A 23,916-nucleotide genomic window follows, 5' to 3' on the forward strand; every position below is an offset into this window, starting at 1 on the left:
TGACAACTTCGTGGCAATTCGTTGTCGAAGGCACTCAACACCTTAGCAAAGCGAGCCTGAACGGCGCATCGCTCATATAAATTCAAGGAGTGACCATGCGTTTCCTGCCTGGCCTGTTACTTTTGCTGCCCCTTGCGAGTACTTGCGCTCAAGCCGAACTGATGGACGATATCAATGACCGCGGCGAGCTGCGCATCGCCCTGGAAGCCGATACACCGCCCTTCAATTTCAAGGACGACGGCAAACTCACCGGTTTCGAGGTGGAGTTGGGGCAACTGCTGGCCAGTGAACTGGACGTACGCGCGGACTTCGTGGTGACCGAGGCCGCCGAACTGCTCCCGGGAGTGGAAAGCGGCAAGTTCGACGTGGCGATCAACCACATAGCAATGACCCCGGAACTCAAGGATCGTTTCGATTTCAGCGAACCCTACAGCTATTCCAGTGCGCAGTTGATTGTGCGCAAGGAAGAGCAGCGTCCGCTGTTTTCCCTGCAGGCCCTGCGCGGCCAGGCGCTGGGGGTGGCCCAGGGCAGCCAGTTCGTCGATCAGGCGCGGACTGTGGAAGGGATCAACCTGCGCAGCTACGCCGATGCCCAGCAGCCGATCAAGGACGTGGCGGACAAGCAGATCGACGCTGCCATCAGCGATCGCCTGCTGATTCCCTACGCCATTCGCGACAGCCGCCTGCCGGTGAAAGAAGGCGCCAAGGTCGGACCGACCCTGAGCCTGGCGATCCCCTTCCAGAAAGGTAACCCGGCGTTTCGCGCGAGCCTGGACAGCGCCTTGCAGCGGATCAAGGCCGACGGGCGCCTGATGGCCCTGTCGGAGAAATGGTTCGGCATGGACGCGAGCAAACCGCCGAAGGCCGAAGCCGGGCAGTAAACGACACAAGCTGCCTGGATTGACCTGTAGCCGCAGCCTGCGAACGGCCCGAAGGGACGCAGGGGCTTCATGGCTGCTAGAGGTCGGCGGGAAATCGTCAAGCAAGGCCCTTAGGGCCTTTTCGCAGCCTCGCTAAAACTCGGCAGCGGCTACGAGGACAATGCGGCCAGGGCGCTGGCGGCCTCGGGCAGTTGCAGCTCGCTGAAGACTTGCACCCCGTGCTGCTTGAGCAACGCGGCGGTGACGCCCTCCCCCGAAACCTTGACCCCGCTGAAGCTGCCGTCATAGGTCAGCAGGTTGCCGCAGGATGGGCTGTGGGCCTTGAGCACGGCAACGCGGATCCGGTGCTTTTCCACCAGTTCCAGGGCCTGGCGGGCGCCAGCCAGGAACTGGGCGCTGACATCTTCACCTTCGCAGGTCATCACCGGTGCCCGCCCCTCGAGCACATCGACACCCTGCCCGCCGGGGATCTCCGCCGGCGCCCGTGGCGTGGGCAAACCCCCAGCAACCTCCGGACACAAGGCAACCACTCGTCCCTCTTGCTGCCAGGCGGCCAGTTGATCGAACGGGCCGCTGGCACCGCCGTCGTAGCGTACGCGGTGGCCCAACAGGCAGCGGCTGACCAGGATCTTGTGCATATTCAGAACGGCTCGTTACCACGGCGCCGGAACCAGCCGGTCAGGGACAAGCGTTCCCGGGTCGCAGGCATGACTTCATGGGGGACTTCGCCGGAAAGAAACACCACCAGCCGCCCCCCGACAGGGACTACATCGTATTGCCCCCGGTCATTGAGGTACATGCGCAATTGCCCGCCCTGCTCGGGCAGCCACTCCTCATTGAGGTAGACCACCGCCGAGACCATGCGCCGGTCGTCATCGCGAAAGCGATCCACGTGGCGCTTGTAGAAGGCTCCCGGCGGGTACATCGCGAAATGGCATTCGAAATCTTCAAGCCCCAGGAACAGGCCTCGGTTCAGAGCCTCGCGCAGGCTGTCCATCAGTTCCAGGTAGCTATCGCAGGCCTGGGCCTGACCGGGTTCGAGCCACTGGATATGGTCGCCGCGAATACCCTCGCGGATCTCCTGGGCCGGCCCGCGTCCTACCGCCGCCGGCGCCAGTTCACCTTCAGCCGCACGTTTACGGCACTCAGCCGCCAGTTCGAGGGTCAGAGCCTCGGACAGGAAGACATTTTGCTGCGACCAGCCACAGGCGGCCAGGTCGTCGACAATGTTCAACAACAGCGGATGATCAGAGGGTATTTGCATGGCGCGCATAGTATCCAGCCTCAGAAAAATCTGACAGAGCCGCAGAGCGGAGGATGAAGCATTTTTTTCAATGGGCTTACACATCATCGGTTTGCCGAGGGATGCTGATACGAATTCTCGACAACCACCCTCTTGCCCCGGAGAATAGTCGCCTGCTGACAGGAGTCCTTATGCGCCGTTTGCTTTTCTCACTGTTGATCTTCTGCGCCTTGCCTGCCTGGGCAGACAGCCACGACCAGTTGTACCAGGTCGCCGGTTGGGCGCAACAGCGCGCGCATTTCAACGATGCCCTCAGCGCCGCCCAGCAGCGCTACCAGAGCAGCCTGCCGCCGGCGGTCTATCAAGCCCTGGTGGACAACAGCAACCAGCGCTTCGCACCCCAGGCCGTGGACCGTCGCGCCGAGGCCCAACTGCGGCAGAACCTGGCGGACCCCGCACCGGCCCTGGCCTTCTTCCAGTCGCCCCTGGGCCGCAAGATCGTCGCCGCCGAACTGCTGGCGACACGCCGCGACCAGCTGGCCAAGAACGCCCAGGGCCTGCCGAAGATGCAGGCCAGCGACAACCGCCAATTGATCATCGGCCACCTGGCCCAGGCCCTGCCGGCCCGGGAAGCGGGCGCAGAGGTGAGCCTGGCGATTGCCGGTGTCGCCGCCGACAGCCTGAGCCAGATGATTCCCGGCCTGCTGGGGGGCGGCCAGGCCCAGGGCATGCTCAACGGCCAGCGCCAGCGGCTGATGCAGCAGATCGGCAACGACCTGAACAACACCTTGCTGTACGTCTATCGGGATCTGTCCGACACGGAGCTGGAAGAGTTCGCCACCTTCGCCGAATCCAGCGAAGGCAAGGCCTACTACCAGGCCGCCCTGGCGGCGATTCGCGCCGGCCTGGCGGTCGGCCAGAGCACTTCCAGCCTCGCCCCCTGACCCGGCAACTCGCCTGTGACCGCTGCCGAGCCCGCAGGCCCTTGCATGGCACTCGCCTGACGAGCCTGCAGTAGCCTGGGGTCTTGCGTCCCTTAGGGCCGTTCGCAGCCTGCGGCAGCGGCTGCACCAATCTCTAAAGGTGCTGGGTCAGAAAGGCGAAGTACTGATCGCGATACAACGGGATTTCATTGGCCAGGTGGTGCCGCGCATCGGGCAGCATCAACAGCTCGGGCGCGGCGAACTTGCCGCGAATCACCTGCAGATTGTGCTGCCAGTCCACGGTCATGTCCGCATCCCCCTGAACGATCAACGGCTGCCTGGAACTGCGGGGCGCCGCCTCCAGGCGCTTGATCCAGCGCGACAGCGCTCCCACCCAGGCCGTCGGCAAGCGTTGCGGCTGCAACGGGTCGACCTGCAGGAACGCGAGGAAATCCGGGTCGTTGGAGTTTTCGCTGAAGCGCCGGGCAATGCCGGTGACGAAGGGCCGCAGCGCGTAATAACTGAGCATCGACCAGCCCCAGGCCCGCGGCCGCACCAGAGGCGAGAGCAGCATCACCTGCCCCTGGGCCGGGCTCTCGGCGCCCTGGTTGAGCAGGTGGTCCATGATGATCGCGCCGCCGGTGCTTTGCCCGAACAGGTGCCAGGGCTCGGGGAGCTCCAGAGACCGGGCCTCGGCGAACAGGCCTTGCAGCACCCGCTGGTACACCGCGAAATCATCGATACTGGCCCGCTCGCCACTGGAAAGACCGTGCCCGGGCAGGTCGCAGGAAATCACCACGAAACGCCGTTGCAGCGCCCACTCGATCACATGCCGGTACAAGCCCATGTGGTCATAGAAGCCGTGGAACAGAAACAGCGTGGCCCGTGGCTGCTCCGGCCACCAGACCTGGCTCACCACGTCGTAGCCGTCCACCTGGAAACGCCCCATGCGGCTGCGCGGCACCAGCGCCCGCCCGGCGAAATCCAGCCCATAGAAGCGCTGATAGGCCTGCCCCTCCACCGACAAAGGCTGCCCGGCGACCAGAGGTTGCAGGCTGGCACGCAGGTGGTCGGGGTCGAAAGTGGCGGGCATAGAGAGTTCCAAAGCGGGGGTACCGGCGACAAAACGGGCTTTCTGGGCCTGCGATATTCATCTGTCGCGGCAAGCATGGCAAGCTACGCGACCTTCGAGGACCGATCTTAATGCGCCAGTCTTACCGCACGCCCCTGCTTGCCAGCCTGCTCGTCCTGATCTGCGCCGTGGTGCTGTGGAACGCCTACGAATGGTTCCAGGGCCGCTATCTGCGGGCGTTCAGCGAGCACACCGCGATGTTCTCCGGCGACCCGTTGCAACTGCCCGCCGAACTGGCCGGCCCCGGGGCGATCCGCCTGGTGCATTTCTGGGACCCGGCCTGCCCCTGCAATGTCGGTAACCAGCAGCACCTGGCCGAGCTGATCGAAACCTATGGCCCGCGGGGCGTAGAGTTCTATGCCGTACAGAAGCCCGGCAGCCACGGCCAGCTACCCGCCACCCTGAGCCGCCTGAAGCACCTCGACAGCCTGCCCGGAGCGGAACAGATCCCTGCCAGCCCGGCAGTGGCGATCTGGGACCGCAACGGCAAGCTGGCCTACTTCGGCCCCTACAGCGAAGGCCTGACCTGCAATTCCAGCAACAGCTTCATCGAGCCCATCCTCCAGGCCCTTGAGGACAATCGCCCGGTCAGCGCCACCCACACCCTGGCCATCGGCTGCTACTGCCCCTGGCCGGCCGAACAAGGCATTCGCGACTAATCAAGGACTGCCTCCTGCGCGGGGCCCCTGACTTGTGCTAAATCTCTGCAGCTCTCACAAGGCGGCATTGAATACAACAACAGCAAGGAGCCCGCATGAAACGCAGCCTGACCGTCGTCGCCGTACTGATCCTCGCCCTGCTGGCAGGGCTTGCCGGCTACCTGTACAGCAAGCAGCCGACGCGTCAGGGCCAGGTCGAGCTCAATGGCCTGCAAGGCTCGGTCACCGTGCGTTACGACGAACGCGGGGTGCCGCACATTCGCGCCGAAAACGAAGCCGACCTGTACCGCGCCCTGGGCTACGTGCACGCCCAGGACCGGCTGTTCCAGATGGAAGTGCTGCGGCGCCTGTCCCGGGGCGAGCTGGCAGAGGTGCTGGGGCCCAAGCTGGTGGACACCGACAAACTGTTCCGCAGCCTGCGGATTCGCGAACGGGCCGACAGCTATATCGCCGGGCTCGACCATCAGTCACCCGCCTGGAAGGCCCTGGAAGCCTATCTGGACGGCATCAACCAGTATCAGGACAGCCACGCCAGCCCCATCGAGTTCGACGTCCTGGGTATCCGCAAGCGGCCTTTCACCGCAGAAGACACCGTCAGCGTCGCCGGTTTCATGGCCTACAGCTTTGCCATGGCCTTTCGCACCGAGCCGCTGCTGACCTACATCCGCGACGAGCTGGGCAATGACTACCTGAAGGTGTTCGACCTCGACTGGCAGCCCAAGGGCGTGCTGGCCAAGGGCAAGACCCCACCTTCAGCGCCACTGGCCGCCGTCGACTGGCAGGGCCTGGGCCGAATCGCCCGCCTGAGCCAGCAAGCCCTGGAAGAAGCCGGGCTGCCGCAATTCGAGGGCAGCAATGCCTGGGTGGTTTCCGGCTCGCGGACCAAGAGCGGCCGCGCGCTGCTGGCCGGCGACCCGCATATCCGCTACTCGCTGCCGTCGGTGTGGTACGAGGCCCAGCTCTCGGCCCCTGGCTTTGAACTCTACGGTCATCACCAGGCGCTGGTGCCCTTCGCCTTCCTCGGCCACAACCTGGACTTCGGCTGGAGCCTGACCATGTTCCAGAACGATGACCTCGACCTGATCGCCGAAAAGGTCAACCCGGAGAACCCCAATCAGGTCTGGTTCCACGACAAGTGGGTGGACCTGATCACCAGCGAGCAGCAGATCGCCGTCAAGGGCCAGGCCCCGGTGACCCTGACCCTGCGCCAGTCGCCCCACGGCCCGATCATCAACGACATGCTCGGCACCGCCGTGGGCAAGGCGCCGATCGCCATGTGGTGGGGTTTCCTGGAAACCCCGAACCCGATCCTCGACGGCTTCTACCAGCTCAACCGCGCAGACACCCTGGCCAAGGTCCGCGCTGCGGCCGCCAAGGTCCATGCACCGGGCCTGAACATCGTCTGGGCCAACGCCAAGGGCGACATCGGCTGGTGGGCGGCGGCGCTCCTGCCCAAGCGCCCGGCGGGGGCCAAGCCGGCCTTCATCCTCGATGGCAGCACCAGCCTGGCGGACAAGGAAGGCTTCTACCCCTTCAGCGCCAACCCCCAGGAAGAGAACCCGGCCCGGGGCTATATCGTCTCGGCCAACTTCCAGCCGGTATCCCCCACCGGCATGGAGATCCCCGGCTACTACAACCTGGCCGACCGTGGTCAGCAACTGGATCGGCAGCTCAGCGACAAGAGCCAGAAATGGGACCTGGAGAACACCCAGAAACTGCAGTTGGGCACCACCACCGCCTACGGGCCGCGCCTGCTGGCGCCGCTGTTGCCGGTGTTGCGTGAAGTGGTCAGCGACCCCGAGGAACTGAAGTTGGTGGAGCAACTGGCGAAATGGCAGGGCGACTATCCTCTGGAATCCACCAGCGCGACGCTGTTCAACCAGTTCCTGTTCAACCTGGCCGATGCCACTTTCCATGAAAAACTCGGCGACGCCTATTTCGACGCCCTGATCCAGGCCCGGGTGGTGGACGCCGCCCTGCCCCGGCTGGCGGCGGACCCCGACTCGCCCTGGTGGGACAACCGCACCACGCCCCAGCGCGAAAGCCGCGCCGACACGGTCAAGCTGGCCTGGCGCGCCAGTATCGACCACCTGCGCCTGACCCTGGGCGCCAACCCGGCGCAATGGCGCTGGGGCCAGGCCCACACGCTGACCCACGGCCACCCGCTGGGCATGCAGAAGCCCCTGGACCGGCTGTTCAACGTCGGCCCCCTGGACGCCCCCGGTAGCCACGAGGTGCCGAACAACCTCACCGCCAAGATCGGCCCGGCGCCCTGGTCAGTGGTCTACGGGCCCTCGACCCGGCGCATCATCGACTTCGCCGACCCGGCCCACAGCCTGACCATCAACCCGCTGGGCCAGAGTGGCGTGCTGTTCGACAAGCATTACGACGATCAGGCCGAAGCCTATATCGAAGGGGTCTACCAGCAGGCGCACTTCAGCGACGAGGAAGTCACCGCCAACACCCGCAGCACCCTGAAGCTGCTGCCGGCACGCCCCCGGGTCCCCGCGCCTTGACCAGCGGCGGGTGTAGAAGCGAGCTGGCCAGCGAAGAGGCCCGCAAGCCCTGCACTCCGCTGAAGGACGCCTTCGCCGGCAAGCCGGCTCCTACAAGGGTACGGTGCTGAAGTTCAGGCGGAACTGTTGCGGGGTCAGCCCCAGGCGCCGGTTGAACACGCTGCGCATGTGCTGGGCATCGCGAAAACCGCAGGCGTAGGCCACGGCCTTGAGCGGCGCCGCGCTGCGTTCGAGCATCCCCCGCGCCGCATCCATCCGCGCGCCTTCGACAAATTCCGCCGGAGTCACCCCCGCTTCTCGAACGAACACTCGGGCAAAATTGCGCGGGCTCATGTTCACCGCCCGGGCCAGCTCGGCAATGCTCAGGTCCGCCTGCAACCGGTCCTGCACATGCTGCTGGACCCGAGCCACGGTGGAGGTGGTCTCGGCCTGGGGCAGCAGAAACGGGCTGAACTGCGACTGCCCCCCCGTGCGCTGGGTGAACACCACCAGACGCTTGGCCACGCTCAGGGCCACCCCCGCACCATGATCCTGGGCCAGCAGGTACAGCGACAGGTCGATGCCGGCGGTGACCCCCGCCGAAGTGAACAGCCTGCCGTCCTGGACGTACAGTCGATCAGCCTCGACCCGGGTGCCCGGGCACAGCTCAGCTAGCGCCGGTGCATCGCTCCAGTGGGTGGTCACCGTGCGCCCTTCCAGCAACCCGGCCCGGGCCAGGATGAACGCGCCGTTGCAGATCGAGCCGAAGCCCTTGGCCCGGGCGCAGGCCTCGCGCAGCCAGGCGTAGAAGGCCGGGCTGAACTGGCTGCCAGGCACCTGTGGGCCGCCCGCCACCAGCAACAGGTCAAAGGGCTCCAGGGCCTGGGTGAAGGAACAATGGGCCTGCAACAGCAGGCCATTGGAACAGGCCTGCGCCCCAGCCTCGACGCCAATCACCCGCAAGCGGTAATGATCCTCGGCCGGCAGAAACCGGTTGGCTTCGCAAAACACATCCATGGGCCCGGTGACATCGAGAGCCTGGACACCCGGAAAAACCAGCACGGCAACGCTTCTACCCATGGTGCAAACAGCCCTCTATGACCCGCGCCCGGCAACCCCGAGCGGCGGGCAATTGTCGCAAGCAAAGCTCGGGGGAACATAGCACTGGCAGGAAATGCACGCAGGTTGGCCGGGATCGCAGCCCCGGTGCGATTGTGGGCCGAAAGGGCCGGTAACAGACTGAAGGCTCCAGCGCCAGCACGGCGCCCGCCACGAGGAACGCCCCATGAGCTCCACCATCGCCGGGATCCGGATACCCGACAGCGCCTTGGCCCGGGCCACCACCGAGTACATCCGCGATGTCGAATCCGACCTGCTTTATCACCACTCGCGCCGGGTGTTCCTGTTCGGCGCCCTGAGCGGCGAACGCCGGCAGCTGGCTTACGACCCGCAGTTGCTCTACGTCGGCGCCATGTTCCACGACCTGGGGTTGGTGGAGGGCCTGCGCAGCGCCGACCAGCGCTTCGAAGTCGACGGCGCCAACGCCGCACGCGACTTTCTCCAGCCCTACGGCCTCAGCGCCGACGATATCGAGCAGGTCTGGCTGTCCATCGCCTTGCACACCACCCCAGGCATCCCCCAGCACCTGCGCCCTACCGTGGCCCTGGTCACCGCCGGGGTCGAGATGGATGTGCTGGGCATCGACTACGCCGCGTTCCCCGCGGCCCAGCGTGAAGCCGTGGTCCACGCCCACCCGCGCGGTGAAGGCTTCAAGGAATGCATCATCTGCGCCTTCGCCGACGGCCTGCGCCATCGCCCGCAAACCACCTTCGGCAACGTCAAGACCGACGTCCTGGCCGACCAGCAGCCAGGGTTCAAGGCGTTGAATTTCGTCGAGGTGATTCGCCGTTCACCCTGGCAATCCTGACCCACCACCAGCGTTGCAGGAGCTGGCTGGCCAGCGAAGAGACCCGCAAGCCCAATCCCCTTCTGAAGGACGCTTGCCCCGGCAAGGGCCAATAAAAAACCTCGCTCCCGGAAACCGGGGCGAGGTTTTTTGATGACACAACCGCAAGTCAGGCGGTTTCCGGCGCCTGGGCCCGACGCACGTCCGGCTGTTTCCAGGAATCGGCGGCGCTTTCCTCGATGGCCTGCTGGATCGCCCGCTTGCGGGCTTCTTCGGCGCGCCGGCTGAAGAACCAGACCAGGAAGGTCACCAGGGACACCGCCAGCAGGATCAGGCTGGCCACGGCGTTGATCTCAGGCTTCACCCCCAGGCGCACCGCCGAGAACACTTCCATCGGCAAGGTGGTGGAACCCGGGCCGGAAACGAAGCTGGCCAGTACCAGGTCATCCAGGGACAGGGCGAAGGACATCATGCCGCCCGCCGCCAGCGAAGGCGCGATCATCGGGATGGTGATCAGGAAGAACACCTTCCACGGCCGCGCGCCCAGGTCCATGGCCGCCTCTTCGATGGACAGGTCCAACTCACGCAGGCGAGCCGACACCACCACTGCCACATAGGCGGCGCAGAACGTGGTGTGGGCGATCCAGATGGTGACGATGCCGCGCTCCTGAGGCCAGCCGACCGCCTGGGCCATGGCCACGAACAGCAGCAGCAAGGAAAGACCGGTGATCACTTCCGGCATCACCAGCGGCGCGGTGACCAGGCCACCGAACAGGGTACGGCCCTTGAAGCGGGTGATCCGGGTCAGCACGAACGCCGCCAGGGTGCCCAGTGCCACCGCCGCTACAGCGGTGTAGCAGGCGATTTCCAGGGAGCGCATCACCGAGCCCATCAGTTGCTGGTTATCCAGCAGGCCGATGTACCACTTGATTGACCAGCCGCCCCACACCGTCACCAGCTTGGAGGCGTTGAACGAGTAGATCACCAGGATCAGCATCGGCAGGTAGATGAACAACAGGCCGAGCACCAGCATCAGGCTGGAGAAACTGAAGCGCTTCATTCCTTGCCCTCCATTTCCTTGGCCTGACTGCGGTTGAACAGGATGATCGGCACAATCAGGATCGCCAGCATCACCACCGCCAGGGCGGATGCCACCGGCCAGTCACGGTTGTTGAAGAACTCTTGCCACAGCACCTTGCCGATCATCAGGGTTTCCGGACCGCCCAGCAGTTCCGGAATCACGAACTCACCCACCACCGGGATGAACACCAGCATGCAGCCGGCGATGATGCCGTTCTTGGACAGCGGCACGGTGATTTTCCAGAAGCTGTTGAAGGTACTCGAACCCAGGTCGGCCGCGGCCTCCAGCAGGCTGGTGTCGTGTTTCACCAGGTTCGCGTACAGCGGCAGGATCATGAACGGCAGGTAGGAATAGACCACCCCGATATACACCGCGATGTTGGTGTTGAGGATCTGCAGCGGCTCGTTGATCCAGCCCATGGACATCAGGAAGCCATTGAGCAGGCCGTTGTTGCTGAGGATGCCCATCCAGGCATAGACGCGGATCAGGATCGCGGTCCAGGTCGGCATCATGATCAGCAGCACCAGCACCGTCTGCAATTCCTTGCGGGCACTGGCGATGGCGTAGGCCATCGGGTAGCCGATCAGCAGGCAGAGGATGGTGCTGAAGAACGCCATCTTCAGCGAGCCGAGGTAGGCGGCGATATAGAGTTCGTCGTCGCCGAGCATCGCGTAGTTGCCCAGGTTCAGCAGCAACTGCAGCTTCTGGTCGACGTAGCTGTAGATCTCGGTGTACGGCGGAATGGCCACGTCCGCTTCGGCGAAGCTGATCTTCAGGACGATGAAGAACGGCAGCATGAAGAACAGGAACAGCCAGATGAACGGAACCCCGATGACCAGCTGACGGCCACCGGGAATTATTCGATTGAGTCGGCGCTTGAGCTTTCGCATGTTCATGAGCGCAGTACCACGCCGCTGTCGTCTTCCCACCAGACGTAGACCTGGTCACCCCAGGTCGGCCGCGCACCACGGCGCTCGGCGTTGGCGACGAAGGATTGCACCAGTTTGCCGCTCGGCAGCTCGACGTAGAACACCGAGTGGCCGCCCAGGTAGGCAATGTCGTGGACCTTGCCGCTGGACCAGTTGTACTCGCAGGTCGGCATCTCGGCAGTCACCAGGAGCTTTTCCGGGCGGATCGCGTAGGTCACCGATTTGTCCTGCACCGAAGTGCTGATGCCGTGGCCGACATAGATGCTGCGGTCCAGGTCCTTGCAGGTGATCAGGGCGTGACCCTCGGCATCGTCCACCACTTCACCCTCGAAGATGTTGACGTTGCCGATGAATTCGCAGACCAGGCGGCTGACCGGGGTCTCGTAGATGTCGATCGGGCTGCCGATCTGGGCGATCCAGCCCAGGTGCATGATGGCGATGCGTTCGGCCATGGTCATGGCCTCTTCCTGGTCGTGGGTCACCATTACGCAGGTCACGCCCACGCGCTCGATGATCTCCACCAGCTCCAGTTGCATCTGCGAGCGCAGCTTCTTGTCCAGGGCGCCCATGGGCTCGTCCAGCAAGAGCAGCTTGGGACGCTTGGCCAGGGAACGGGCCAGGGCCACGCGCTGGCGCTGGCCACCGGAGAGCTGGTGCGGCTTGCGCTTGGCGTACTGGCTCATCTGCACCAGCTTGAGCATCTCTGCCACCCGGGCGTCGATCTCGGCGGCAGGGATCTTGTCCTGCTTGAGGCCGAAGGCGATGTTCTGGGCCACGGTCATGTGGGGGAACAAGGCGTAGGACTGGAACATCATGTTGATCGGCCGCTCGTAGGGCGGCATGTCGGTGATGTCTACACCATCGAGGAAGATTCGCCCCTCCGTTGGCCGTTCGAAACCGGCCAGCATCCGCAGCAAGGTGGACTTGCCTGAACCCGAACCGCCGAGCAGGGCGAAAATCTCGCCCTTCTTGATTTCCAGGGACACATCGTCCACGGCAACCGTCTCGTCGAACTTCTTCGTGACCCGGTCGATTTTGACCAGCACCTGCTTAGGTGTCTGGTCGCCCTCGAGGGCTTTCTTATAGGCGCCGGAGGCAACTGCCATTTGCGAAACTCCCAACAAAATTTGCAGCCCGCCCCATGCGGGCGGACCTTGGATAGTTTGAGCCTGTGGAACTATTTACCCGTCTTGACCTTGGTCCAGCTGCGGGTCATCAAGCGTTGGATATTGGGTGGCAACTCGGTGGACACGTAGGTCTTGTCGAGCACTTCCTGCGGTGGGTAGACCGCTTCGTCGGTGCGGATGGACTGCTCCATCAGCTTGTCCGACCCGGGGTTGGGGTTGGCATAACCGACATAGTCACTGACCTGAGCGATCACTTCAGGTTGCAGCAAATAGTTGATGAAGGCGTGGGCCTGCTTGACGTTGGTCGAATCCTTGGGGATCGCCAGCATGTCGAACCACAGGGCACCGCCCTCCTTCGGAATCGCATAGGCGATGTTCACACCCTTGCCGGCATCGGCGGCCCGGGCCTTGGCCTGGAACACATCGCCGGAAAACCCGATGGCCACGCAGATATTGCCGTTGGCCAGGTCCGAGATGTACTTGGACGAATGGAAGTAGGTCACGTAAGGACGCACTGCCAGCAACGTGGCCTCAGCCTTCTTGTAGTCCTGGGGGTTGGTGCTGTTGGCGTTCAGGCCCAGGTAGTTGAGGACCGTGGGCATCATCTCGTCGGCGGAGTCGAGGAAGGCCACGCCGCAGCTGTTGAGCTTCTTGATGTTCTCCGGCTCGAACAGCACGCTCCAGGAATCGATCTTGTCCACGCCCAGGGCGGCCTTGACCTTGTCGACGTTGTAGCCGATGCCGTTGGTACCCCACAGGTACGGCACCGCGTACTGGTTGCCCGGATCGTTCATTTCCAGACGCTTGAGCAGTACCGGGTCAAGGTTCGAATAGTGGGTCAGCAGCCTCTTGTCGAGCTTCTGGAAAGCCCCGGCCTTGATCTGCTTGCCCAGGAAGTGGTTGGACGGCACGACCACGTCATAACCGGTACGGCCGGCCAGCAACTTGCCTTCCAGGGTTTCATTGGAATCGAATACGTCATACACCGGCTTGATACCGGTGGCCTTTTCAAACTCGGCCAGGGTGTTCTGACCGATGTAATCGGACCAGTTATAAATATGCACGGTCGGTGCAGCCTGGACGCCAGCCATCAGCGTCAGGCCGGCGGCGGCCAGCATGGCTTTGCGAAATAAAGAAATAGGCAAGTGGAGGTCCTCTTAAATAGTTGGGCCCAAGTTGCCCCGCGCTACCTGACAGCCTCCAAGCTGCCCAGCAACAAAACCGGCGCGCAACTTACCCTCGATAAACCAATCCAGCAAAACTTTCTGTCATTTAATTGTTTCCTGTTGCCGCCCTCGCCACGACGACGGCAACAGGGAGTGCTGCAAATCGGCTTATTTGCCGGATTTGATCTTGGTCCAGCTGCGGGTCAGGATGCGCTGGGTCGCGGCCGGCAGGTCGGCGATCGCGTACAGCTTGGCCTGCACCTCAGCTGGCGGGTAGACGCCCGGGTCGCTGGTGATGTCTTTATCGACCAATGGGGTTGCAGCCGCGTTACCGTTGGGGAAACGCACGGCGTTGGTGATTTCGGCCATGACTTCAGGCTTTTGCAGGAAGGTCATGAACTTGTAGGCGCCTTCGACGTTTTCCGCGTCTTTGGGGATGGCCACCATGTCATAGAAGCTGCCAGCACCCTCTTTGGGGATGTTGTAGCTGACCTTGACCTTGTCACCGGCTTCGGCGGCACGAGCCTTGGCCTGGTAGATGTCGCCCGAGTAACCCACGGCGACGCAGATGTTGCCATTGGCCAGGTCGGAGATGTACTTGGAGGAGTGGAAGTAGGCGATCGAAGGACGGATCTTGAGGAACAGCGCTTCGGCTTCAGCCAGTTGCTTCTTGTCCTGGCTGTCGGTCGGGTAGCCCAGGTAGTGCAGCGCCACCGGAATCATCTCGGTTGGCGAATCGAGGAAGCTGACGCCGCAGGCCTTCAGCTTCTCAGCGTTCTCAGGCTTGAACAGCAGGTCCCAGGAGTTGGTCGGTGCATCGGCACCCAGCGCGGCCTTGACCTTCTCGGCGTTGAAGCCGATACCGATCGAGCCCCACATGTAAGGGAAGGCATGCTTGTTGCCCGGGTCGCTCACCGAAACCGCCTTGAGCAGCGATTCGTTGAGGTTCTTCCAGTTCGGCAACTTGGAGCGGTCCAGTTCCTGGTAGACACCGGCCTTGATCTGCTTGGCCAGGAAGTTGTTGGAAGGCACCACAACGTCATAACCGGACTTGCCGGCGAGCAACTTGGCTTCCAGGGTTTCATTGCTGTCGAACACGTCGTAGACAACCTTGATGCCCGACTCGGCTTCAAACTTCTTGATAGTGTCCGGCGCGATGTAATCGGACCAGTTGTAAACGTGCAGCACTTTATCGTCCGCTTGTGCCGCCGCCGCCATCACGCCCATCAGGGACATGGCGAGGAGGGTCTTGCCAGCTAACTTCATACCTAATGCCTTCATGCGTAATGCTCCAATTATTCTTTTTAACCACTCGCTCAGCGGCCAATATCCGGGCAACCAAAACGGCGGGTAGTCTGGCAAGATCCAAGGCCGGCTTTCAAGAAAAGACCAGGCTTTTACATCTGCTTTGAACGCAGTGCCCGCAAGCACCGCGCTCAAAGCCTAGCACTCAGCCCTCGAGCACACTCAAGGTCAGGTCCAGACACTTGCGCGCCTTGGCCACCAGCTCGTCGATCTCCGCCTCGCTGATCACCAGGGGCGGCGCAATGATCATGGTGTCACCCACCGCGCGCATGATCAGGCCGTTGTCGAAGCAGAACTGCCGGCAGATCATGCCCACGCCTCGGCCTTCGTAACGCGCCCGGGTGGCCTTGTCCTTGACCAGTTCGATGGCCCCCAGCAGCCCTACCCCGCGAACCTCGCCCACCAGCGGGTGGTCGCTCAACTCGCGCAGACGTTTCTGCAAATACGGTGCCGCTTTTTCATGGGCGCGCTGGATAATTTTCTCTTCGCGCATGATGCGGATGTTTTCCAGGGCCACGGCAGCGGCCACCGGGTGCCCGGAATAGGTGAAACCGTGGTTGAAGTCGCCGCCCTCGTTGAGCACCGCCACCACTTCGTCGCGCACGATCAGCCCACCCATGGGGATGTAGCCGGAGGTCAGGCCCTTGGCGATGGTCATCATGTCCGGCTTGAGGTCGTAGAAATCGCTACCGAACCACTCACCGGTGCGCCCGAAGCCACAGATCACTTCATCGGCAACGAACAGGATGTCGTACTTGGCAAGGATTTCCTTGATCCGCGGCCAGTAGCTGTCCGGCGGCACAATCACGCCACCGGCGCCCTGGATCGGTTCGGCGATAAAGGCCCCGACATTGTCCACGCCCAGTTCGAGGATCTTCTCTTCGAGCTGGTTGGCGGCCCAGATACCGAACTCTTCGGGGCTCATGTCGCCGCCTTCGGCGAACCAGTAAGGCTGCGGGATGTGGACGATACCCGGGATCGGCAAGTCGCCCTGCTCGTGCATGTAGGTCATGCCGCCGAGGCTGGCACCGGCCACAGTGGAACCGTGGTAGCCATTGACCCGGCTGATGATGGTTTTCTTGTTCGGCTGGCCCTTGATCGCCCAGTAGTGGCGGACCATGCGCAGCATGGTGTCGTTGCCTTCGGAGCCGGAACCGGTGAAGAACACGTGGTTCATGCCTTCTGGCGCGATATCGGCGATCGCCTTGGACAGCTCCAGCACCGGTGGGTGGGCGGTCTGGAAGAACAGGTTGTAATAGGGCAGTTCGCGCATTTGCTTGCTGGCGGCTTCCGCCAGTTCGTCACGGCCATAGCCGATGGCTACGCACCACAGGCCGGCCATGCCGTCGAGAATCTGATTGCCTTCACTGTCCCAGAGGTACACACCCTTGGCATGGGTGATGATCCGCGGGCCCTTTTCCTTCAGTTGCTTGAAGTCACTGAACGGTGCCAGGTGGTGATCACTGCTGAGGGTTTGCCACTCGCGGGTTTGCGGGTTTTTATGAGTCATCAATCTCTCCTTAGTGTCAGTGAAGGCGCCACTGGCGGGCAGTGGCGCCCGGCGGATCAGACGGCGAACAACAGGAACTCCCGCTCCCACGAACTGATCACGCGCTTGAAGTTTTCGTGCTCGGCCCGCTTCACCGCGACATAGCCGGTGATGAACTTCTGGCCCAGGTACTTCTCGATGGTCTTGCTGTTTTCCATACGCTCCAGCGCGTCTTCGATGGTCAGTGGCAGGCGCAGGTTGCGGCGCTCGTAGCCACGGCCCACCACGGGCGCGCTCGGGTTGTGGCCTTCGACCATGCCGATGTAGCCACACAGCAGGCTGGCGGCGATGGCCAGGTACGGGTTGGCGTCGGCGCCCGGCAGGCGGTTTTCCACGCGACGGTTCTGTGGCCCGGCATCCGGCACCCGCAGGCCCACGGTGCGGTTCTCTTCGCCCCACTCGACGTTCACCGGCGCCGAGGTATCGGGCAGGAAACGACGGAACGAGTTGACGTTGGGGGCGAACAGCGGCAGCAGCTCGGGAATGAACTTCTGCAAACCACCGATGTGGTTGAGGAACAGCTGGCTCATGGTCCCGTCTTCATTGGAGAAGACGTTCTTGCCGGTGTTGATGTCGATGATGCTCTGGTGCAGGTGCATGGCGCTGCCGGGCTCGCCGGTCATGGGCTTGGCCATGAAGGTGGCGGCCACGTCGTGCTTGAGCGCGGCTTCGCGCATGGTGCGCTTGAACACCAGGATCTGGTCGGCCAGGGACAGGGCATCGCCGTGACGGAAGTTGATCTCCATCTGCGCCGTGCCGTCCTCGTGGATCAGCGTGTCCAGGTCCAGCTCCTGCAGTTCGCACCAGTCATAGACGTCTTCGAACAGCGGGTCGAATTCGTTCGCAGCTTCAATGGAGAACGACTGGCGCCCGGTCTCCGGGCGGCCGGAGCGGCCGATCGGCGGCTGCAACGGGTAGTCCGGATCGTCGCTGCGCTTGGTCAGGTAGAACTCCATTTCCGGCGCCACGATGGGCTGCCAGCCGTGGTCGGCGTAGAGTTTCAGGACCTTCTTCAGGACGTTGCGCGGCGACAGCTCGATGGGGTTGCCCTGCTTGTCGTAGGTGTCATGGATCACCTGGGCAGTAGGCTCGATGGCCCAGGGCACAAGGTACACCGCGTTCTGGTCCGGGCGGCAGACCATGTCGATGTCGGCCGGGTCCAGCAGTTCGTAATAGATGTCGTCTTCGACATAGTCGCCGGTCACGGTCTGCAGTAGCACGCTCTCGGGCAGGCGCATGCCTTTTTCGGCAATGAACTTGTTGGTCGGCGAGATCTTGCCCCGGGTGATCCCGGTCAAATCGCCGATCATGCATTCGACTTCTGTGATCTTGTGGTCTTTCAACCAATCGGTGAGCTGGTCGAGGTTGTTACTCATAAATGCCTCTAGGCTGAGTTTCCTGACTCTCTATTAAGTCAGGCCTTGTGTGACGCTTCGGCGTCGCGTTGTCTTGCCCGCTTGCGGCAGGCATCACCAAAAGCCTGGAAGATGGCCAGGTAGTGAGGGTTGCAGCTTACCTGCCATTCGGGGTGCCATTGCACCCCCAGTGCAAAAGCCTTGCTGGCTTCTACCGAGACCGCCTCTACCAACCCGTCGGGAGCCAGCGCCTCGACCCGCAGCCCCGGGGCCAGACGCTCGACGCCCTGGGCATGGATCGAGTTGACTTGAATCCGCTCCGGCAGGCCCAGCCCCGCCAGAACACCACCGGCCTTGATATGCAGGTCATGGGCGGGCGCGTACCAGGCGTCCAGGGGCTGGCCGGGCTGTTCGGCGTGCCGGTGGTCCATGAAAGGCTGCACCTGCTGCACGTTCTGATGCAGGCTGCCGCCCAGGGCCACGTTCATTTCCTGGAAGCCGCGGCAGATGCCCAGCACCGGAACGCCACTTGCGACGGCGGCGCTCAGCAGCGGCAGGGTCGCGGCATCCCGTGCAGAATCATGAGCAGTGCCCGGCGCGCTGGCAGGACCCTGGTAATGGAAAGGTTCGATATTGGAGGGAGAGCCGGTAAAGAGAATGCCGTCCAGACCGTCCAGAATATCGGACGGGGAAAGCAGTTCCGCCATGGACGGGATAATCACCGGCACGCCCTGGGCTGCGCTGGCTACTGCGTGGACATACTCGTCGCCACTGATGTGATAAGCATGCAGACCGATCTGCCTGGAGCAGGCGGTGACGCCGATTAACGGCAGGCGAGACATGAAACACCCCGGTATTATTGCTGTTATGGGTTTGATTCGAGCTTAGCCTTGTTCATTTTTTTACACAACACCCCCGTAAAAAATACAACACGGCCCGCTCAAGCCTGCGGTACCCAAGGCGGCCGAGCCCCAAAAAACGCCCTGTTTTGCCCCAAAAGAGCCTTGCCAGCCCTTTATTAGGGCATAAAAGGCCTTACTTGACTTCGGCATGCCGTTCGGGTTGACTGAAACCAGAAAAGATCAATGATTGATATTTTTAACAACAAAGGTGTTGCATCATGTCGGTACCCCCGCGTGCCGTTCAGCTCAACGAAGCGAACGCGTTCCTTAAGGAACATCCTGAGGTTCTGTACGTTGACCTTCTGATTGCGGATATGAATGGTGTGGTGCGCGGCAAGCGCATCGAACGCACCAGCCTCCACAAGGTTTACGAGAAAGGCATCAACCTGCCGGCCTCCCTGTTTGCCCTGGATATCAATGGCTCTACGGTGGAAAGCACCGGCCTGGGTCTGGACATCGGCGACGCCGACCGGATCTGCTATCCAATCCCCGATACCCTGTGCAACGAGCCCTGGCAGAAGCGCCCTACCGCGCAATTGCTGATGACCATGCACGAACTCGAAGGCGACCCCTTCTTTGCCGATCCACGGGAAGTCCTGCGCCAGGTGGTGACCAAGTTCGACGAACTGGGCCTGACCATCTGCGCCGCTTTCGAGCTGGAGTTCTACCTGATCGACCAGGAGAACGTGAACGGCCGGCCACAGCCACCACGCTCGCCGATTTCCGGCAAGCGCCCGCACTCCACCCAGGTCTACCTGATCGACGACCTCGACGAATACGTCGACTGCCTCCAGGACATCCTGGAAGGTGCCAAGGAACAAGGCATCCCGGCCGACGCCATCGTCAAGGAAAGTGCCCCGGCACAATTCGAAGTCAACCTGCACCACGTGGCCGACCCGATCAAGGCCTGCGACTACGCGGTCCTGCTCAAGCGCCTGATCAAGAACATCGCCTACGACCATGAGATGGACACCACCTTCATGGCCAAGCCTTACCCGGGCCAGGCGGGCAATGGTCTGCACGTTCACATTTCGGTTCTGGACAAAGATGGCAAGAACATCTTCGCCAGCGAGGATCCCGAGCAGAACGCCGCACTGCGTCACGCGATCGGCGGTGTGCTCGAGACCCTACCGGCGCAGATGGCCTTCCTCTGCCCGAACGTCAACTCCTATCGCCGTTTCGGCGCGCAGTTCTATGTGCCGAACTCGCCGAGCTGGGGCCTGGACAACCGTACCGTGGCCATTCGCGTCCCCACCGGCTCGGCCGATGCAGTGCGCATCGAACACCGGGTCGCCGGCGCCGACGCCAACCCCTACCTGCTGATGGCTTCGGTCCTGGCGGGTGTGCACCACGGCCTGACCAACAAGATCGAGCCGGGGGCGCCTACCGAAGGCAACTCCTACGAGCAGAACGAGCAGAGCCTGCCGAACAACCTGCGTGATGCCCTGCGCGAGCTGGACGACAGCGAAGTCATGGCCAAGTACATCGATCCGAAATACATCGATATCTTCGTCGCCTGCAAGGAAAGTGAGCTGGAGGAGTTCGAACACTCCATCTCCGACCTCGAGTACAACTGGTACCTGCACACCGTGTAAGCGCCAGCTGCATTGAAGAACGCCGCCGGGTTCATCCCGGCGGCGTTTTTTTTATGCCCGTGATTCGGATGCGCCCAGGCTGCGGCTACAGGGACAACGGCCCACTCGCGTACAATGCCCGCTGCCCTGTAGGAGAGACTGATGACGCGCACCGCCCCGCTTCGCAAACCCCGTGCACGCAGCCAGGCCCGGATCGACTCCATACTCGACGCCGCACGGACCCTGCTGGCGGCCGAGGGCGTGGCCAGCCTGTCGATCTACAGCGTGGCCGACAAGGCGCAGATCCCGCCATCCTCGGTCTATCACTTCTTCGCCAGCGTCCCGGCCCTGCTGGAAGCCCTTACCGCCGATGTCCACGCGGCGTTCCGCGCCTGCCTGCTGGAACCTATCGACCATGAGCGGCTCAGCAGCTGGCGCGACCTGTCACGCCTGGTGGAGCAACGCATGCTCGACATCTACGGCGAGGACGCGGCGGCCCGCCAACTGATCCTCGCCCAGCACGGCCTGACCGAAGTCACCCAGGCCGACCGCCAGCACGACATCGAGCTGGGGGACCTGATGCACAAGCTGTTCGATCATCATTTCGAGTTGCCGACGCTACCCGTCGATGTCGACGTGTTCGCCCTGGCCATGGAGCTGGGAGATCGGGTGTATGCCCGCTCCGTGCAGCAGCACGGGCAGATCACTCCGCGCATGGCCGAGGAAGGCATGCGCGTCTTCGATGCCTACCTGGGCCTGTACCTGCCGCCCTACCTGGCCAAGCGCCCCACCCCGCCCTGAACGCCGGTTCAGGCCTGACGCAGCAGCAACCGGTCGATGCTGTGGTCCGCCGACTTGTGGATGATCAGGTTGGCTCGCTCCCGAGTCGGCAGGATGTTTTCAACCAGGTTCTTCAGGTTGACCCTGTCCCAGGTATCGGAGGCCACTGACAGCGCCTCGGAATCGGACAGGCCCTTGTACTTGTTGAAGTAGGAATCCCCCGACTGGAAGGCAGTGTTCTTCAGGTAGACGAACCGCTCCAGGTACCAGGTCTTGATGGTCGCTTCGGGAGCGTCGACATAGATCGAGAAGTCGATGAAATCCAGGGCGTTCAGGCCCTCGCCCTGCTCCCCCTGCAACACATTCAAGCCTTCCAGGATGATGATGTCCGGCGCCTCCACCGACTGCGCCTCATCGGCCAGGATGTCGTAGCGCACATGGGAATAGATGGGAATCCGCGCCGCTTCGCCCCGGCGGCACACCGCCTGGAGAAAATCCAAGAACAGCGGCTCGTCATAGGACTCTGGAAAGCCCTTGCGGTGCAGGATGTTTTTTTCCTGCAGGGTGGCCAGCGGGAACAGGAACGAATCCGTGGTCACCAGGTGCACATTGGGCTTGCCCGGCCAATAGGCCAGCAGCGCCGCCAGGACCCGGGCAAAACTGCTCTTGCCCACCGCCACGCTGCCGGAAACACCGATCACGTAGGGGGCCTTGAAACCTGTCTGCGGCACCTTCAGCGATTGCACCTGCGCCGCATGCAAATGCAGCAGGCGCGACAGCGGCAGGAGGATCTGCCGCACTTCTTCGGACGCCATGGGCTGGGTCGGACTGGTCAGCGTCTCCATCTCGGATGGCGCAAGACTCATCGGCTCACCGGCCCGCAGAGCGGCCCAATGGTCGCGATCGAACTCCAGATACCCCACATTTGGACCCTGCTCTGTTGTCATGTTTACTGTTCAGGTCTTGCCGAAAGCAGGGAAAGTATCAAATCTGACCGGTATTTACAGCGCCCATGAAAAAGCCCCGAAGGGCTCGCACCGTTCGGGGCCGTGATCGGGCGCCGTTCACAACTTGGCGATCGATACCTCGGTGGACTTCACAAAGGCGATCACTTCGCTGCCAATCGACAGCTCCAGCTCTTTCACCGAGCGGGTGGTGATCACCGAAGTGACAATGCCGGAAGCGGTCTGCACGTCGATTTCCGACAGCACGTCGCCTTCGACGATTTCCTTGATGGTGCCCTTGAACTGGTTGCGTACGTTGATGGCCTTGATGGTCATGGTGTTTCTCCTGGGGTCGAAATGAGCGGCTGTTTTAAAGTGCCCAGCGCAGTTGCGTGGGCAAGGGTGAAACGGGTTCCGGTTCCGGCGGCGAGCCGGGCAATGACAGCACGCGGTTGAGGACTTCGGTCTCCAGCGCCGCCAGGCGATGGGAACCCCGTACCCGCGGGCGGGGCAGCTCGACGTGCAGGTCGAGACCGACCTCGCCGTCTTCGATCAGGATCACCCGATCGGCGATCGCCACCGCTTCGCTGACATCGTGGGTGACCAGCAGCACGGTGAAGCCATGCTGCTGCCACAGGCGTTCGATCAACTGCTGCATCTCGATCCGCGTCAGGGCATCCAGCGCCCCCAGCGGCTCGTCCAGCAGCAACAGCCGCGGCTGGTGGATCAGGGCACGGGCCAGGGCCACGCGCTGCTTCTGCCCACCGGACAGGGCCGCCGGCCATTCCTGGGCGCGATCCGCCAGGCCCACGGCTTCCAGAGCCTGCAGGGCTTGGGGGCGCCAGTTGCCCTTGAGCCCGAGCCCGACGTTATCGATGACCTTTTTCCAGGGCAGCAGGCGCGCCTCCTGGAACATCAACCGGGTGTCTTCAATGGCAGCGCTCAAGGGCGCGGAACCGGCCAACAGTTCGCCAGCACTTGGCTGGTCGAGACCGGCCAGCAGGCGCAGCAAGGTACTTTTGCCGCAGCCGCTGCGCCCCACCACCGCCACGAACTGGCCGGCGGGAATGTGCAGGTCGATTTCCCGCAGCACCTGCCGCGAGCCGAAGGTCTTTTGCAGTTTGCGCACCGCCAGGGGAATGCCCTGCAGCAGCCGCGGAGGTTGTTGAGCCGTCATTGGGCACCGCCTTTGGCGACCTGGTAGGCCGGATGCCAGCGCAGCCAGACCCGCTCCAGGCCACGCGCGGCCAGGTCCGCCAGCTTGCCGAGCACCGCGTACAGAACGATCGCCAGCACCACCACGTCGGTCTGCAGGAACTCCCGGGCGTTCATTGCCAGGTAGCCGATGCCGGAGCTGGCGGAAATGGTTTCGGCGACGATCAGGGTCAGCCACATGAAGCCCAGGGCAAAGCGCACCCCCACCAGGATCGAAGGCAGGGCGCCGGGCAGGATCACCTGGCGGAACAGGGCGAAGCCGGACAGGCCGTAGCTGCGCGCCATCTCCACCAATGCCGGGTCGACGTTGCGTATGCCGTGGTAGGTGTTGAGGTAGATCGGGAACAGCGTGCCCAGGGCCACCAGGAAAATCTTCGCCGACTCATCGATGCCGAACCACAGGATCACCAGGGGAATCAGCGCCAGGTGCGGCACGTTGCGGATCATCTGTACCGAGCTGTCCAGCAGCCGCTCACCCCATTTCGACAGGCCGGTGATAAAGCCCAGCGCCAGGCCGATGCCGCCACCAATGACAAAACCCAGGCCGGCGCGCCAGCCGCTGATGGCCAGGTGGGTCCAGATATCGCCACTGCGTACCAGGCTGACCCCGGCCTCGATCACCGCGCTGGGGGCCGGCAGGATGCGGGTCGACAGCCAGCCCGCCGACACCGACAGTTGCCACACCGCCAACAACAGCAGCGGCAGGCCCCAGGGCGCCAGACGCTGCACTATGCGTTGTCCGTTCATGGC

General features: G+C 63.0%; 23 protein-coding genes. 7 read left to right on the forward strand and 16 right to left on the reverse strand.

Annotated features, from left to right (window positions below):
• The first annotated feature begins 95 nt into the window (after nucleotides 1-95).
• Entirely contained in the window at nucleotides 96-881 is a 786-nt protein-coding gene (locus tag AC1RGE_RS22930; protein ID WP_011064086.1) for a transporter substrate-binding domain-containing protein, read from the forward strand.
• 149 nt (nucleotides 882-1,030) lie between these two features.
• On the opposite strand, the gene AC1RGE_RS22935 is transcribed toward AC1RGE_RS22930, so the two are convergent.
• On the reverse strand, nucleotides 1,031-1,519 hold the full coding sequence (locus AC1RGE_RS22935) for a 2-thiouracil desulfurase family protein (protein WP_011064087.1): 489 nt from the start codon (nucleotides 1,517-1,519) through the stop codon (nucleotides 1,031-1,033).
• Between the two features lie 2 nt (nucleotides 1,520-1,521).
• Nucleotides 1,522-2,154, reverse strand: a complete 633-nt coding sequence (locus tag AC1RGE_RS22940; RefSeq protein WP_011064088.1) for a 2OG-Fe(II) oxygenase — start codon at nucleotides 2,152-2,154, stop codon at nucleotides 1,522-1,524.
• Nucleotides 2,155-2,315: 161 nt separating this feature from the next.
• Between AC1RGE_RS22940 and AC1RGE_RS22945 the strand changes: the two genes are divergently transcribed.
• Complete coding sequence (locus AC1RGE_RS22945) at nucleotides 2,316-3,068, forward strand: DUF2059 domain-containing protein (protein ID WP_011064089.1); 753 nt, start codon at nucleotides 2,316-2,318, stop codon at nucleotides 3,066-3,068.
• Nucleotides 3,069-3,201: 133 nt separating this feature from the next.
• Here the strand turns inward: AC1RGE_RS22945 and bipL are convergent, their stop codons facing one another.
• Entirely contained in the window at nucleotides 3,202-4,140 is a 939-nt protein-coding gene (gene bipL / locus AC1RGE_RS22950; protein WP_492585081.1) for a phospholipase BipL, read from the reverse strand.
• A 110-nt stretch (nucleotides 4,141-4,250) separates the two neighbouring features.
• On the opposite strand from bipL, the gene AC1RGE_RS22955 reads away from it, so the two are divergent.
• Together AC1RGE_RS22955 and AC1RGE_RS22960 are read left to right on the forward strand one after the other, a co-directional pair.
• The gene (locus AC1RGE_RS22955) at nucleotides 4,251-4,838 is read left to right on the forward strand and encodes a DUF6436 domain-containing protein (protein WP_019093425.1); all 588 of its coding nucleotides are present in this window, start codon (nucleotides 4,251-4,253) and stop codon (nucleotides 4,836-4,838) included.
• 95 nt (nucleotides 4,839-4,933) lie between these two features.
• Nucleotides 4,934-7,354, forward strand: a complete 2,421-nt coding sequence (locus AC1RGE_RS22960; RefSeq protein WP_492585083.1) for a penicillin acylase family protein — start codon at nucleotides 4,934-4,936, stop codon at nucleotides 7,352-7,354.
• Between the two features lie 90 nt (nucleotides 7,355-7,444).
• Here AC1RGE_RS22960 and AC1RGE_RS22965 read toward each other — a convergent pair whose 3' ends face one another.
• The gene (locus tag AC1RGE_RS22965) at nucleotides 7,445-8,413 is read right to left on the reverse strand and encodes a GlxA family transcriptional regulator (protein WP_492585085.1); all 969 of its coding nucleotides are present in this window, start codon (nucleotides 8,411-8,413) and stop codon (nucleotides 7,445-7,447) included.
• Nucleotides 8,414-8,618: 205 nt separating this feature from the next.
• Between AC1RGE_RS22965 and AC1RGE_RS22970 the strand changes: the two genes are divergently transcribed.
• Nucleotides 8,619-9,260, forward strand: a complete 642-nt coding sequence (locus AC1RGE_RS22970) for an HD domain-containing protein (protein WP_011064094.1) — start codon at nucleotides 8,619-8,621, stop codon at nucleotides 9,258-9,260.
• Between the two features lie 148 nt (nucleotides 9,261-9,408).
• Here AC1RGE_RS22970 and AC1RGE_RS22975 read toward each other — a convergent pair whose 3' ends face one another.
• The 8 genes from AC1RGE_RS22975 to AC1RGE_RS23010 all read right to left on the reverse strand — a co-directional run bounded on the left by AC1RGE_RS22975 (nucleotide 9,409) and on the right by AC1RGE_RS23010 (nucleotide 18,593).
• Nucleotides 9,409-10,299 (reverse strand): ABC transporter permease subunit, encoded by an 891-nt coding sequence (locus AC1RGE_RS22975; RefSeq protein WP_011064095.1) that lies wholly within the window; start codon nucleotides 10,297-10,299, stop codon nucleotides 9,409-9,411.
• Nucleotides 10,296-11,177: an ABC transporter permease subunit gene (locus tag AC1RGE_RS22980; RefSeq protein ID WP_169892555.1), complete on the reverse strand. Its 882-nt coding sequence runs from the start codon at nucleotides 11,175-11,177 to the stop codon at nucleotides 10,296-10,298. Before AC1RGE_RS22980 ends, AC1RGE_RS22975 begins: the two co-directional genes overlap by 4 nt.
• Before the next feature lie 35 nt (nucleotides 11,178-11,212).
• Nucleotides 11,213-12,355, reverse strand: a complete 1,143-nt coding sequence (locus tag AC1RGE_RS22985) for an ABC transporter ATP-binding protein (RefSeq protein ID WP_041120308.1) — start codon at nucleotides 12,353-12,355, stop codon at nucleotides 11,213-11,215.
• A 71-nt stretch (nucleotides 12,356-12,426) separates the two neighbouring features.
• Nucleotides 12,427-13,521, reverse strand: a complete 1,095-nt coding sequence (locus AC1RGE_RS22990) for a polyamine ABC transporter substrate-binding protein (RefSeq protein ID WP_011064098.1) — start codon at nucleotides 13,519-13,521, stop codon at nucleotides 12,427-12,429.
• A gap of 189 nt (nucleotides 13,522-13,710) precedes the next feature.
• Complete coding sequence (locus tag AC1RGE_RS22995; RefSeq protein ID WP_026020018.1) at nucleotides 13,711-14,808, reverse strand: polyamine ABC transporter substrate-binding protein; 1,098 nt, start codon at nucleotides 14,806-14,808, stop codon at nucleotides 13,711-13,713.
• Nucleotides 14,809-14,992: 184 nt separating this feature from the next.
• Complete coding sequence (locus tag AC1RGE_RS23000; protein WP_011064100.1) at nucleotides 14,993-16,357, reverse strand: aspartate aminotransferase family protein; 1,365 nt, start codon at nucleotides 16,355-16,357, stop codon at nucleotides 14,993-14,995.
• A 56-nt stretch (nucleotides 16,358-16,413) separates the two neighbouring features.
• On the reverse strand, nucleotides 16,414-17,772 hold the full coding sequence (locus AC1RGE_RS23005) for a glutamine synthetase family protein (protein ID WP_011064101.1): 1,359 nt from the start codon (nucleotides 17,770-17,772) through the stop codon (nucleotides 16,414-16,416).
• Nucleotides 17,773-17,810: 38 nt separating this feature from the next.
• Entirely contained in the window at nucleotides 17,811-18,593 is a 783-nt protein-coding gene (locus AC1RGE_RS23010; RefSeq protein WP_011064102.1) for a gamma-glutamyl-gamma-aminobutyrate hydrolase family protein, read from the reverse strand.
• A gap of 278 nt (nucleotides 18,594-18,871) precedes the next feature.
• Between AC1RGE_RS23010 and AC1RGE_RS23015 the strand changes: the two genes are divergently transcribed.
• Entirely contained in the window at nucleotides 18,872-20,248 is a 1,377-nt protein-coding gene (locus tag AC1RGE_RS23015; RefSeq protein WP_011064103.1) for a glutamine synthetase family protein, read from the forward strand.
• A 141-nt stretch (nucleotides 20,249-20,389) separates the two neighbouring features.
• Nucleotides 20,390-21,028, forward strand: a complete 639-nt coding sequence (locus AC1RGE_RS23020) for a TetR/AcrR family transcriptional regulator (RefSeq protein ID WP_011064104.1) — start codon at nucleotides 20,390-20,392, stop codon at nucleotides 21,026-21,028.
• Between the two features lie 8 nt (nucleotides 21,029-21,036).
• Here the strand turns inward: AC1RGE_RS23020 and coaA are convergent, their stop codons facing one another.
• The 4 genes from coaA to ssuC all read right to left on the reverse strand — a co-directional run bounded on the left by coaA (nucleotide 21,037) and on the right by ssuC (nucleotide 23,913).
• Nucleotides 21,037-21,954, reverse strand: coding sequence for a type I pantothenate kinase (coaA, locus tag AC1RGE_RS23025; protein WP_011064105.1), 918 nt, complete (start codon nucleotides 21,952-21,954; stop codon nucleotides 21,037-21,039).
• Between the two features lie 117 nt (nucleotides 21,955-22,071).
• Nucleotides 22,072-22,287, reverse strand: a complete 216-nt coding sequence (locus tag AC1RGE_RS23030) for a TOBE domain-containing protein (RefSeq protein ID WP_011064106.1) — start codon at nucleotides 22,285-22,287, stop codon at nucleotides 22,072-22,074.
• 34 nt (nucleotides 22,288-22,321) lie between these two features.
• A complete protein-coding gene (gene ssuB, locus AC1RGE_RS23035; protein WP_011064107.1) occupies nucleotides 22,322-23,128 on the reverse strand; it encodes an aliphatic sulfonates ABC transporter ATP-binding protein in 807 nt (268 codons plus the stop codon).
• Nucleotides 23,125-23,913 carry an aliphatic sulfonate ABC transporter permease SsuC gene (gene ssuC / locus AC1RGE_RS23040; protein ID WP_011064108.1) on the reverse strand — a complete coding sequence of 263 codons (789 nt, stop codon included), beginning with the start codon at nucleotides 23,911-23,913 and terminating at the stop codon, nucleotides 23,125-23,127. Before ssuC ends, ssuB begins: the two co-directional genes overlap by 4 nt.
• Nucleotides 23,914-23,916 lie beyond the last annotated feature (3 nt).

Source organism: Pseudomonas sp. GW823-FHT02C05, from assembly GCF_058797595.1.